12 protein-coding genes are annotated in these 12,352 nt (G+C 71.5%); 9 read left to right on the forward strand and 3 right to left on the reverse strand.

What is annotated here, in order from left to right; all coding sequences use genetic code 11:
* Window positions 1-180: 180 nt before the first annotated feature.
* The gene (locus ACFXG1_RS02825) at window positions 181-342 is read right to left on the reverse strand and encodes a hypothetical protein (protein WP_384714205.1); all 162 of its coding nucleotides are present in this window, start codon (window positions 340-342) and stop codon (window positions 181-183) included.
* Window positions 343-503: 161 nt separating this feature from the next.
* Window positions 504-1,193: a phosphate signaling complex protein PhoU gene (gene phoU, locus ACFXG1_RS02830; protein ID WP_384714202.1), complete on the reverse strand. Its 690-nt coding sequence runs from the start codon at window positions 1,191-1,193 to the stop codon at window positions 504-506.
* A 213-nt stretch (window positions 1,194-1,406) separates the two neighbouring features.
* Between phoU and ACFXG1_RS02835 the strand changes: the two genes are divergently transcribed.
* Together ACFXG1_RS02835 and ACFXG1_RS02840 are read left to right on the forward strand one after the other, a co-directional pair.
* A complete protein-coding gene (locus ACFXG1_RS02835; RefSeq protein WP_384714199.1) occupies window positions 1,407-2,669 on the forward strand; it encodes a sensor histidine kinase in 1,263 nt (420 codons plus the stop codon).
* Window positions 2,666-3,346: a response regulator transcription factor gene (locus ACFXG1_RS02840; protein ID WP_361536590.1), complete on the forward strand. Its 681-nt coding sequence runs from the start codon at window positions 2,666-2,668 to the stop codon at window positions 3,344-3,346. Before ACFXG1_RS02835 ends, ACFXG1_RS02840 begins: the two co-directional genes overlap by 4 nt.
* Window positions 3,347-3,432: 86 nt before the next feature.
* Here the strand turns inward: ACFXG1_RS02840 and ACFXG1_RS02845 are convergent, their stop codons facing one another.
* Window positions 3,433-4,086 carry a hypothetical protein gene (locus tag ACFXG1_RS02845; RefSeq protein WP_384714196.1) on the reverse strand — a complete coding sequence of 218 codons (654 nt, stop codon included), beginning with the start codon at window positions 4,084-4,086 and terminating at the stop codon, window positions 3,433-3,435.
* An 806-nt stretch (window positions 4,087-4,892) separates the two neighbouring features.
* On the opposite strand from ACFXG1_RS02845, the gene ACFXG1_RS02850 reads away from it, so the two are divergent.
* From ACFXG1_RS02850 to ACFXG1_RS02880, 7 genes are all read left to right on the forward strand, one after another.
* Window positions 4,893-5,375 carry a CarD family transcriptional regulator gene (locus tag ACFXG1_RS02850; protein ID WP_003953493.1) on the forward strand — a complete coding sequence of 161 codons (483 nt, stop codon included), beginning with the start codon at window positions 4,893-4,895 and terminating at the stop codon, window positions 5,373-5,375.
* 355 nt (window positions 5,376-5,730) lie between these two features.
* A complete protein-coding gene (gene ispD / locus ACFXG1_RS02855) occupies window positions 5,731-6,477 on the forward strand; it encodes a 2-C-methyl-D-erythritol 4-phosphate cytidylyltransferase (protein ID WP_384714193.1) in 747 nt (248 codons plus the stop codon).
* Window positions 6,467-6,976 carry a 2-C-methyl-D-erythritol 2,4-cyclodiphosphate synthase gene (ispF, locus tag ACFXG1_RS02860; RefSeq protein ID WP_384714190.1) on the forward strand — a complete coding sequence of 170 codons (510 nt, stop codon included), beginning with the start codon at window positions 6,467-6,469 and terminating at the stop codon, window positions 6,974-6,976. Before ispD ends, ispF begins: the two co-directional genes overlap by 11 nt.
* A gap of 237 nt (window positions 6,977-7,213) precedes the next feature.
* Window positions 7,214-7,618, forward strand: a complete 405-nt coding sequence (locus tag ACFXG1_RS02865) for a PPOX class F420-dependent oxidoreductase (protein WP_384714187.1) — start codon at window positions 7,214-7,216, stop codon at window positions 7,616-7,618.
* A 200-nt stretch (window positions 7,619-7,818) separates the two neighbouring features.
* Window positions 7,819-9,219, forward strand: coding sequence for a cysteine--tRNA ligase (gene cysS, locus ACFXG1_RS02870; protein WP_384714184.1), 1,401 nt, complete (start codon window positions 7,819-7,821; stop codon window positions 9,217-9,219).
* Window positions 9,220-9,371: 152 nt separating this feature from the next.
* On the forward strand, window positions 9,372-10,325 hold the full coding sequence (gene rlmB, locus ACFXG1_RS02875) for a 23S rRNA (guanosine(2251)-2'-O)-methyltransferase RlmB (RefSeq protein ID WP_384721154.1): 954 nt from the start codon (window positions 9,372-9,374) through the stop codon (window positions 10,323-10,325).
* 266 nt (window positions 10,326-10,591) lie between these two features.
* Window positions 10,592-12,295 carry a DoxX family membrane protein gene (locus ACFXG1_RS02880; protein WP_384721157.1) on the forward strand — a complete coding sequence of 568 codons (1,704 nt, stop codon included), beginning with the start codon at window positions 10,592-10,594 and terminating at the stop codon, window positions 12,293-12,295.
* Window positions 12,296-12,352 lie beyond the last annotated feature (57 nt).

A 12,352-nucleotide genomic window follows, 5' to 3' on the forward strand; every position in this document is an offset into this window, starting at 1 on the left:
AGTGAGCCGAAGGGGCGCGTCGTGGTCTGGAAGGAGAGCGCGCGCAGGCCGCGAGGAACGAGCGGTCGAGCACGGTCGACTGAAGAACACGGCTGAAGCGCCCCGGAGGCGAACCGAGCCCCCCAAAAAAAGGAAGAGCCCGCCGGTCGTCGTGACCGGCGGGTCCTTGGGGTGCGTGCGTCAGCCGCAGCAGCCGCCGCATTGGCAGGGCGCCCCCGACTGGCAGCCGCAGCCGCAGCCCGAGCCGCAGCCGCAGGCGCCCGACAGTGGAAGACGGTTCACATCGCGGGACGCCTCGGCGGGGGCTTCCCGCCGGGGGTCCGGGGTGGGGGACTCGGCCATGAGCTCCTCCTCAGGGGGTACGGAGGCATGCTCGCGCGTGGCGCACACGGCATGCCGCCCTCCGCCATTGGATGCCCGCCCCGCCGGGCGCGTCAACCGCGCGTGGGTGCACGGGAACGGTCCGTACGTATCCCGCCGTAGGCCGAACGGCGTGGGCCCGCCTACGGCTCCACCGGGTCCGCGGCGTCCATGGTGTCGGGCTGCAGCTCGTCCGCGTGCTCACCCGTCACCAGGTACACCACGCGCTTCGCCACCGACACCGCGTGGTCCGCGAACCGCTCGTAGTAGCGGCCCAGCAGTGTGACGTCCACCGCCGTCTCGATGCCGTGCTTCCAGCGGTCGTCCATCAGGTGCTGGAACAGCGTCCGGTGCAGCAGGTCCATCTCGTCGTCGTCGGTCTCCAGCTGGAGCGCCAGATCGACGTCCTTGGTGATGATCACCTCGGCGGCCTTCGCCATCAGCCGCTGCGCCAGCTGACCCATTTCCAGGATCGTCGCCTGGAGATCCTGCGGAACCGGCGACTCCGGGAAGCGGAGCCGGGCCAGCTTGGCCACATGCTGCGCGAGATCCCCCGACCGTTCCAGATCGGCGCTCATCCGCAGCGACGTCACCACGATCCGCAGATCCGTGGCGACCGGCTGCTGCCGTGCCAGCAGGGCGATGGCCCGGCCCTCCAGATCGTGCTGGAGATCGTCGACCTTCTGATCGGCGGCGATCACGGTCTCGGCCAGCTTCAGATCCGCGTCGAGCATCGCCGTCGTGGCGCGCCCTATGGCCGATCCGACCAGCCTGGCCATCTCCACCAGACTCTCGCTGATCGAGTCCAGTTCCTCGTGGTACGCGTCCCGCATGGAGTTCCCTCTCTCGGTGACCTGATCCCGTCGTGGCGACCGGGGTCCGGATGGGGCCTGGCGCCCCCACGCTCCCACGGTCGGCGTCCCAGGAGACGCCGCCCATCCGCGCGGGTGAACCGGTCCCGTCCCCCCGGTGAACTCTGGGCGACGAGTCCCGCGCGGAGCGTCTCCGGCCGGGACCGACGCGATGACCATGCCTAACCTTGAGGCATGGACGTGAACGCGGCGGTCGCCGCAGCGGCGGCGCTCGCCGGTCTCCTGACCGGTGTCTTCGCCGTGCTGGCGTTCCGCTGGAGCGAGCGGGAACAGCGCCGGCCCACCCGGTCGTCGCTGCACACCGACGCGGTACTGCCGCCCGGTGTCGACACCGTACTCTCCGTGCTGCGCTCCTCCGCCGTCGTCATGGACGAAAGCGACTCCGTCGTCAAGGCCAGCTCGGCGGCGTACGCCCTGGGGCTGGTACGTGGCGGGAAGCTGACCGTCGACGCCATGCTGAAGATGGCTCGCGACACCCGCCGCGACGGCGAGATCCGCCAGGTGGAGCTGGATCTGCCGCGCCGGGGCACCGGCCGGGGCGAGGCGCTCGCCGTCTCCGCCCGGGTCGCCCCCCTCGGCTCCCGGCTCGTCCTGCTGCTCGTGGAGGATCTCACCGAGGCCCGCCGGATCGAAGCCGTACGCCGGGACTTCGTCGCCAATGTCAGCCATGAGCTGAAAACCCCCGTCGGCGCGCTGTCCCTGCTCGCCGAGGCCGTCATGGACGCCTCGGACGACCCCGAGGCGGTCTTCCGTTTCGCGGGCCGGATGCAGATCGAGGCCGCCCGGCTGACCAGCCTCGTCCAGGAGCTGATCGACCTCTCCCGGGTCCAGAACGACGACCCGCTGGACGGCGCCGAGCCCGTCCGGGTCGACAAGATGGTCGCCGACGCGATCGACCGGTCCCGCCAGCCGGCGTCTTCCAAGAACATCACCATGGTTTCCGGCGGCACCGACGACCTGTATATCTGGGGGCATCGCGGTCAGCTCGCCGCGGCCCTCGGCAACCTGGTCGAGAACGCCGTCAACTACTCCCCGGCCCGGACCCGCGTCGGTATCTCGGCGCGCCGGGTACCGGCACCGGGTGGGAACCTGATCGAGATCGCCGTGACCGACCAGGGCATCGGCATCTCCGAGAAGGACCGTGAGAGGGTCTTCGAACGCTTCTACCGCGTCGACCCGGCCCGCTCCCGCGCCACCGGAGGCACCGGCCTCGGGCTGGCGATCGTCAAGCACGTGGCCGCCTCGCACGGCGGGGAGGTCACGGTCTGGAGCTCCGAGGGCCAGGGTTCCACCTTTACCCTGCGGCTCCCGGAAGCGGGATCCGTGTCCCGACGGGCCCGTAACCAACCGGAACCGGATCGCGCCGACAACGCCGACCGGCCCACTCCCCCCACCGATCCGAACACCGAGATCCCTGCCCCGGAGGTCCTTCCGTGACCCGAGTGCTTGTCGTCGAGGACGAGGAGTCGTTCAGTGACGCGCTCTCCTACATGCTCCGCAAAGAGGGGTTCGAGGTCGCCGTGGCGACCACCGGACCCGAAGGACTCGACGAGTTCGAGCGCAACGGCGCCGATCTCGTCCTCCTCGATCTGATGCTGCCGGGCCTCCCCGGCACCGAGGTCTGTCGCCAGCTCCGCGGCCGCTCCAATGTCCCGGTCATCATGGTGACCGCCAAGGACAGTGAGATCGACAAGGTCGTGGGGCTGGAAATAGGCGCCGACGACTATGTCACCAAGCCGTTCTCCTCGCGCGAGCTGGTCGCCCGGATCCGCGCCGTGCTGCGCCGCCGCGGCGAACCGGAGGAGGTCGCCCCGGCCGCGCTGGAGGCCGGCCCGGTCCGGATGGACGTCGACCGCCATGTCGTCACCGTCTCCGGCGGCAAGATCGACCTCCCCCTGAAGGAGTTCGACCTGCTGGAGATGCTGCTCCGCAACGCGGGCCGGGTCCTGACCCGGATGCAGCTCATCGACCGGGTCTGGGGCGCGGACTACGTCGGTGACACCAAGACCCTCGACGTCCACGTCAAGCGCCTCCGCGCCAAGATCGAACCCGACCCGGGCGCGCCGCGGTATCTCGTCACGGTCCGGGGGCTCGGCTACAAGTTCGAGCCGTAAGCCGTAACAGTCGTACGGAGAAGGGCGCCCCACCGGAAGCGGTGGGGCGCCCTTCGCGCGATGTCGTACGGGTACGGAGTACGGGCTCAGTGGCCCGGGTTCTCCGAGGAGCCCTCGGTGCCCGGGGCGCCGGACTCGGTGCCCTGCTCGCCCTCGGTCTGCCCGGTCTCGCCGTCGCCGGGCTTGTTCTCGTCGCCGGGCTGCTCGGAGCCCTGCCCGGTCTCGGGGGACGCGGACGCCGCCGGGGCGGGGGGCGGGTTCGTCGGGCCGAAGTCCTTGTAGTCCGCGGAGTTCGCCGCGATCAGCGCCTGCAGCCGGACGTCACCCGTCTTGCTCAGCCGGAAGACGACTTCCTGGACTCCGCCGACGTTCTTCGCCAGCGCCGTGCCGTCCTCGACGACCGCGGACGCGTTGCCCTTGCCGCCGATGACGATCGAGCCCTGGGCGGGGACGGTGACCGGGCCGGAGCCGGACGCGGCCGTGAGCTTCACGGTGCCCGCGCCGTCCGACAGGGTGATCGAGTCCAGCGTCTGGTCCGACCGGCCGCTGTTGAAGATCGTCGCCGAGACGACGGCGGGCCCGGCCTGGCCCGCCTTCTCCTGGGTGATCACATTCGCGTTCTGGATGGCGATGTTGTCCACGGACGCCGTCGCCGTGTCCGGCTTGATGCCGAGGGACTCCGCGTTGTTGCCCGCGCCGCACGCGGTGAGCGCGGTGAACGACAACGCGACTGCGGACACGGCGAGAGCGCCGCGGCGAAGGCGAGTAGCGCCCCCGGACGGAGTAAGGGGGAGGCTCACGGCGGCGTCATCTCCTTGCACGTACGGATCTACTGGGACGGTCCTGCGTCTGCTGAACCGGCGCAATGGCGGCCGTGCCCGCGTCAGTTCGCCCACAGATTACAGAGCCCTCCCTTCGCGCCCGCACCCGACCCGCCCCTAACAGGCCCTTCGCCCCCTTCTCGTCCCTGGTGGGCGGTCCGCCGGACGGGCCGCGCCCGGCCCTCGTCCCGGCCCTTGTCCCTGGTCCGGTCGATCACGACGGGATTCACCGGACGGCCGTCCCGTGAATCCGTCGCGATCGGGATTTCGGGGGCCGTGATCAATTTTCGGCGTCCGGCCGGCGGCGTACATCGACGGGAACGCGACGGGAACATCGGCGGGGAACAGGGGATGTGATGGATGTGTGGTGCGGATGAGGCGGTATTGATTACCGGAGATCATTCGAAGATCAATTCAGGATTTCGCCGACCGTCCCTCCGTACGGGTGACCGAGGACCGAACGGAGTACGGGAAGTTCACCGGCGAGAACCAGGCAAAACGGGACGTTCGGCCCCCTCCGTGCTCGTCCCGCCAGGTGTGACGGGCGTGTTTCCGCCTGTCCGTAGAGCCGCTCCGACCTGCGAATACCGTGTTCCGCAAGCCGTCCACAGCACGTTCCCGTCGCTGTTGTCAAGCCCCGAGATATGCCCTGACCTGCGAAAACGCCATTCAGAACAAGCTGTATCCGTGTTACCCTGGATAGCCACGGAAGGGGTACCTGTCACATGACGTTCAAGGTTGGCGACACCGTGGTCTATCCCCATCACGGGGCCGCGCTGATCGAGGCCATCGAAACTCGCCAGATCAAAGGCGTGGACAAGACCTACTTGGTGCTCAAGGTCGCTCAGGGCGACCTGACGGTTCGCGTACCGGCGGACAATGCCGAGTTCGTGGGCGTACGCGATGTGGTCGGCCAGGACGGGCTCGACCGGGTCTTCGAGGTACTGCGCGCGCCGTACGCCGAAGAGCCGACTAACTGGTCCCGTCGGTACAAGGCAAATCTGGAGAAGCTCGCCTCCGGTGATGTCATCAAGGTCGCCGAGGTCGTTCGCGACCTGTGGCGTCGCGAGCGTGAGCGCGGGCTCTCCGCCGGTGAGAAGCGGATGCTCGCGAAGGCGCGCCAGATCCTGGTGAGCGAACTCGCCCTCGCGGAGAACACCAACGAGGACAAGGCCGAGGCCCTGCTCGACGAGGTTCTCGCGTCCTGACGCGTACGGCTGGCCGGACCGCCCCGCGCGGACGCGTACCGGATCAGCCCACCGCACACACAACTGCCGCGGTGCCCGCCGACACGATGTGATCCCCCTTGATCACGGACCTGTTGCCGGGCACTGCGGCATGTTCGTCCGCTGCCGTCGTCACCTGTCCGTCCTATGACGCCGTCGGCACATGTCACAGCTGTCCCAGGAGACCTGGCCCCCAGGGGAGGCCCGGCCCTGGTGTGCCGGGCCCGGGCGACTTGCGCAGACCGTCGTCACGGAAGGGTCCGTCCAGGCGTCGCGCCCGGCACGCTGAGGCCATACCCATCCGGGCCGAGGAAACAAACCTGCCGGAGTGCAACCGATGTCAGACCGATTGCTCACACCCCGCACCGCGGCGGTCATCCCGGCCGCCGGACGGGGGGTACGGCTCGGCCCCGGCGCCCCCAAGGCGCTCCGGGTGCTCAGCGGCACCCCCATGCTGGTGCACGCCGTCCGGGCCATGGCCGCGTCCAACGCCGTCGCCCTCGTCGTGGTCGTCGCGCCCCCCGAGGACGCCCAGGGCGTCCGTACCCTGCTCGCCGACGTCGCCCTGCCGGAACGTACCGAGGTCGTCGTCGTCCCCGGCGGCGCGACCCGCCAGGAGTCCGTACGGCTCGGCCTCGCCGCCGTCCCCGAGGACATCCCCGTCGTCCTCGTCCATGACGCGGCCCGCCCGCTGGTGCCCGTCGACACCGTCGACTCCGTGATCGAGGCCGTACGCGACGGGGCGCCCGCGGTCGTCCCCGCACTGCCGCTCGCGGACACCGTCAAGGAGGTGGAGCCGGGGGAGAAGGGCGAGCCCGAGCCCGTCGTCGCCACCCCCGAGCGCGCCCGGCTGCGGGCCGTGCAGACCCCGCAGGGCTTCGACCGGGCGACCCTGCTGCGGGCCCATGCCGCGTTCCCGGAGGAGGGCGACGGCGCCACGGACTGCGCGGGCATGGTGGAGCGGCTGGGGGAGCCCGTCTTCGTCGTGCCCGGGCACGAGGAGGCGTTCAAGGTGACCCGTCCGCTCGACCTCGTACTCGCCGAGGCGGTACTCGCCCGCAGGAGGGCCAACGATGGCTTCTGACCCGAGCCCCTTGCCCGTACCGCTGCCGCTGGTCGGGATCGGTACGGACGTCCACGCCTTCGAACCGGGCCGTGAGCTGTGGTGCGCCGGGCTGCTGTGGGAGGGCGAGAGCGCCGGGCTCGCCGGGCACTCGGACGGCGACGTCGCCGCCCACGCCGCCTGCGACGCGCTCTTCTCCGCCGCGGGCGTCGGCGACCTCGGCGCCCATTTCGGTACCAGCCGGCCCGAGTGGTCCGGCGCGTCCGGGGTCACCCTGCTGGCCGAGGCGGCGCGGATCGTCCGGGCCGAGGGGTACGAGATCGGCAATGTCGCCGTCCAGGTGATCGGCGTCCGTCCCAAGATCGGCAAGCGCCGCGACGAGGCGCAGAAGGCGCTGAGCGCGGCGGTCGGGGCGCCGGTCTCGGTCTCCGGCACCACGACGGACGGCCTCGGGCTCACGGGCCGCGCGGAGGGCCTGGCGGCGATCGCGACGGCAATCGTCTTCCGCCGGGGCGGCTGACGGGCCGCGCCGCGGGGGGTCCCGGGGTTCCAGGGGCGCCGGGGCCCCCAGTGCCACCAGAGGTCTCCGTCGCCGCCGCGCGTGCGACTCGGCGGCGACGGAGGTCGGACGTGTTCACGACGTTGCAACAAACGTCGGAAATATGCTGGCGTGTGGCATGGTTCACAGGACGGGCGTACGTGACGCACGGGCGCCTCGACCTCACGGATCGTGACCCCGGATCAGGAAGGCGATGCCATGTCCGCCACGCTCTCGGAAGAGCTGAAGTCCCTGCTCGACTCGCCCGTCTTCGTCACCGTGGCGACCATCCAGCCCGACGGGAGCCCTCAGGTGTCCCCGGTCTGGGTGAAACGCGACGGGGACGACGTCATCATCTCCACCACGATCGGGCGGCAGAAGGAGCGGAACCTGCGCCGCGATCCCCGGGTCACCGTCGTGGTCCAGCCCTTCGACGCCCCGTACACCTATGCCGAGATCCGCGGTACGGCCGAGCTGACCACCGAGGGCGGCCGGGAGCTGATCGACGAGCTGGCGCTGAAGTACACCGGGCAGGACTACGCGACCTTCAACCCGGCCGCGTCCGAGGACGCCCAGCGGGTCGTCGTCCGGATCAGCCCGCGCAAGGTCGTCGGCCGGATCTGACCCCCGCCCGCCACCCACCCTCCACCCGTCCCCCGCCCGCCCCCGGGTGCCTCCGCGGGCCACCCACCGGGACCGTCCCGGCCGGTGAGCGGGGGGTTCGACGGGCCCCTGCGCCCCTTGGGCCGTGGAATGGCCGGGAACGTGTACGGCCATGGCCGGTAAGGAGCGGGGCACTGTCGCGCGCCCACTACCCTGGGGGGGTGACTATTCGCCTGTACGACACCAGCGCCCGGCAGATCCGTGACTTCGCCCCGCTCACACCGGGCTGTGTCTCGATCTACCTCTGTGGCGCCACCGTGCAGGCCGCCCCGCACATCGGCCATATCCGGTCGGGGCTGAATTTCGACATCATGCGCCGCTGGTTCGCCTACCGCGGCTACGAGGTCACTTTCATCCGCAACGTCACCGACATCGACGACAAGATCATCCAGAAGTCGGCGGACCAGAACCGCCCCTGGTGGTCCATCGGTTACGAGAACGAGCGCGCGTTCAACGCGGGCTACGACGCCCTCGGCTGCCTGCCGCCGACCTACGAGCCGCGCGCCACCGGCCACGTACCCGAGATGATCGAGATGATGCGCGGTCTGATCGAGCGGGGCCATGCCTACGCCGTCGACGGCAACGTCTACTTCGACGTGAGGTCCTTCCCCGGCTATCTGGAGCTGTCCAACCAGGACATCGACGAGCTGCGGCAGCCCTCGGGCGACGGCGAGACCGGCAAGCGCGACCACCGGGACTTCGCCCTGTGGAAGGCGAGCAGGCCCGGCGAGCCCGACTGGGACACCCCGTGGGGCCGCGGCCGGCCCGGCTGGCACCTGGAGTGCTCCGCCATGGCGCACAAGTACCTGGGCCCGGCCTTCGACATCCACGGCGGCGGGATCGATCTGATCTTCCCGCACCACGAGAACGAGATCGCCCAGGCCAAGGCGTACGGCGACGACTTCGCGAGCTACTGGGTGCACAACGCCTGGGTCACCATGGCGGGCGAGAAGATGTCCAAGTCCCTCGGGAACTCGGTCCTCGTCTCCGAGATGGTCCAGCGCTGGCAGCCCATCGTCCTCCGCTACTACCTGGGCACCCCGCACTACCGTTCGATGATCGAGTACAGCGACGCGGCGCTGGACGACGCGGCCGCCGCGTTCGCCCGGATCACCGGCTTCCTGACCCGGGTCTGCGAGAAGGCCGGCACGGCGATCGAGGCCGCGCCCGAGGTGCCGCTCGCCTTCGCCGAGGCCATGGACGACGACCTGGGCGTACCGCAGGCCCTCGGCGTCGTCCACACCACGGTCCGGCAGGGGAACTCGGCGCTCGCCGCCGACGACAAGGAGACCGCGATCGCCCGCGCGGCCGAGGTCCGGGCCATGCTCGGGGTCCTCGGGCTCGACCCGTTCGCCCCGCACTGGGCGGGCGAGGCCGAGGACAGCGACGATCTCCACGGCGCCGTCGACAGTCTGGTCCGGCTGGTGCTCCAGCAGCGCGAGGCGGCCAGGGCCCGTAAGGACTGGGCCACGGCGGACGCGATCCGCGACCAGCTCCAGCAGTCCGGACTGGTCATCGAGGACAGCCCGGACGGGCCGCGATGGTCCCTCGGCAAGCGATGAGGGACCCCGGCGGACGGTGAGCGGACCGGGCCGAACCGACGGGTGTGCCGCCCGCGCCCGTGGGCGGCACACTTTGACAGAGACACGCACGCACGGACGCGTCCGGGTGTTCGATCCAATAGACCAGCAGTAGCAGCAGGAAGCAGACAGTCATGGCCGGGAACAGCCAGCGCAGGAACCGCCGTACGTCCAACAAGAAGGGCGCCACGGTCGGCAGCGGTGGCAAGGGACGCCGCTCCCTTGAGGGCAAGGGGCCGACCCCGCCCGCGTCCGCCCGTAAGGGCCATGTGAAGAACCGTGTCGCCAACGCCAAGGCGAAGCAGGCGGCGCGCCGCGCCACGCCCGCCAGGCGCGGCGGCAAGGGCACCTCCGAGATGGTCGTCGGCCGCAACCCGGTCTTCGAGGCGCTGCGCGACGGCGTGCCCGCGAGCATGCTCTACGTCCAGCAGTTCATCGACAACGACGAGCGGGTCCGCGACGCCCTCCGGCTCGCCACCGACCGGGGCGACCTCCACATCATGGAGGCGCCGCGGCCCGAGCTGGACCGGATGACCAACGGGCTCAACCACCAGGGGCTCGTCCTCCAGGTGCCGCCGTACGAGTACGCCCACCCGGAGGACCTGGCCGCCGCCGCGTCAGGACAGGGCGAGGACCCGCTGATCGTGGCCCTCGACGGCGTCACCGACCCGCGCAACCTCGGCGCCGTCGTCCGCTCCGTCTCCGCCTTCGGCGGCCACGGCGTGGTGGTGCCCGAGCGGCGCGCCGCCGGTATGACGGCGGGCGCGTGGAAGACCTCGGCCGGTACCGCCGCGCGGACCCCGGTCGCTCGTGCCACCAACCTCACCCGCGCCCTGGAGTCGTACCAGAAGGCGGGCATCACCGTCGTCGGCCTCGCGGCGGACGGCGACCACGAGGTCGGCGACCTGGAGGCGCTCGGCGGCCCCGTCGTCATCGTCGTCGGGAGTGAGGGCAAGGGCCTCTCCCGGCTCGTCGGCGAGACCTGCGACTACCTCGTCCGGATCCCCATGCCGGGCGGCGCCGAGTCCCTGAACGCGGGTGTCGCGGCGGGCGTGGTGCTGTACGAGGCGGCGCGGCGCCGGGTCTGACGGCGATCCGGCCGGCACAGCGATACGGCCGACACCGCGATACAGAGCGATACGGCGATACGGCGATACGAACGCGGCGGCGCTCCCGGACCCGGGGGCGCCGCCGCGTTCTTTGACGTGATCGTGGGACACGCCCGGCGCGCCGGACTTGCGCGCCTCGGTACGGACCGTTCACGGACCGTTCAGGGGCTCTCACCTGCGCTTGACGGGCCTCGGACAGGAAAGGCGCGCCGTGGCAGTGTCCTAACGCGATGTCACTCGGTTAGATGAGTGTGGACACCAGAACGCCCCGGCCCGGGTTCGATGATCAGCCTGCGTTGAGCATGCTGAAGGTTCATTCCGACCCCGCGCAGGTCATCGTGAACCACGCCAGCTTCCGGGTGCAGCTCGCCCCGAGCGCGCGACCGCGCCCCGTTCCCGTACGATCCGCCGCGGCCGGCGCCCCCGGGCCCGCGCGGCGGCGTGCGCCGGTGGTCTGGAGCGGGCGTTCGGCGCCCGGTGACACGGCCGCGTCGGGTCTTCTCCAGGCCGTACGGAAATCCTCCGCCACGGCCACCGTCGAGCGCGCCGGATACGGCTCCGGGGGCGACGGCTACGACACGGCGGGGGCGACGCAGGTCATCCCGCGGGTCGAGATCGGCGCGGCCGACGCCGACGCCGACACCGCGCCGACGCCCGTCGCGCCCCTGCTGCCGCCGATGCGGCAGGCCGAGGGCGCGTACGACGGCCCCGATCGGGCGCCGGGCCGTACCGGACGCGGCGGTTACGACTCCGGATACCGCGCGGGTGCGGGTGCCGGTTACGACGGTGACCACGGCGACGGCTACGACCCGGCGGCGGACGAGTTCGACGAGACCGTCACCGCGGGCCGCCTCCAGCGCAACGGCGGCGACGCGGTCCGGCACGCGTACTATCCGGGCCGCCGGATGAACCTCGGTGTCGTCCTGCTGCCGCTGCGGGTCTTCCTCGGCTTCATCTCGATCTACGCCGGTATGGGCAAGCTCTGCGACCCCGTCTACTTCGACGGCGGCGAACGCGGCTCGATGGTGAAGTGGCTCAACTCCCTCCATCCGTGGCCGCTGGCCGAGCCGCTGCGGGACTTCGCCCTCTCGCACCCCGTCGGCGCCGGGCTGACCGTCGCCTTCCTCCAGGTCGTCGTCGGCGTCCTCACCGTGCTGGGTCTGTGGCAGCGGGTCGCGGCGGTCTTCGGGGCGCTGCTGTCGGCGGCGCTGATCCTGACGGTGAGCTGGAAGACGGTGCCCGCGTACGACGCCCCGGACATCGTCTACCTCGCCGCCTGGTCGCCGCTGATCATCGCGGGCGCCCCGGTCTACTCGGTCGACGGCCACCTCGGGGGCGAGGCGTGGCGCACCCTCGGGCCGCGGGCCGAGCTGTGGGACCTGCGCCGCCGGGTGCTGCGGCGCGGCGGGCTGATCGCGGCGGTCGTCATCGGTCTGACGCTGCTGATCGGCTCGGTGCTGGGCGGGGCCGTACGGTCCCAGACCGTGGTCAACGTCCCCCGGCCCGGCCAGGACCCGACGAACCACCTCCCCGGTTCGTCGCTCCCGGAGGACCGGCCGACGGGCGGCGCGACGTCCTCGGGGCCCGGCGAGGGCCGTGACCGCAAGCCGTCCCCGGCCGCGAGCAGCGGCGCGGGCGACGGGCGGCCGAAGGAGGAGAAGTCGGCGACGCCGAGCGAGAAGGCCCGGGAGACGGGCGGGACCGGGCGGCAGCCGAGCGAGACGCAGGGCGCCACGGGCCGCAGGTCGGCGCCGGACCGTCCGGGCCCGGCGCAGGCCCCGTCCGGCTCCTCGGGACCGGCTTCCTCCGGCGGCGGCTCCACGTCCGGCGGTTCGTCCGGCTCCCCGTCGGGCTCGGGCGGCGACGCCCCGGCGGACGGCTCCGGCGGCGGCGGTACGGGTTCGGGCGGCGGCGGCGACCGCGGCGTCATCGGCGGCCTCCTGGGCTGACGCGCCCCTCCGGGGTGGGTGAGGTGGAGACGTTTTCCCCTGCGGGGTGGGTGAGAT

Origin of the sequence: Streptomyces sp. NPDC059248, assembly GCF_042753905.1 — a bacterium.
GTDB lineage: Bacteria > Actinomycetota > Actinomycetes > Streptomycetales > Streptomycetaceae > Streptomyces.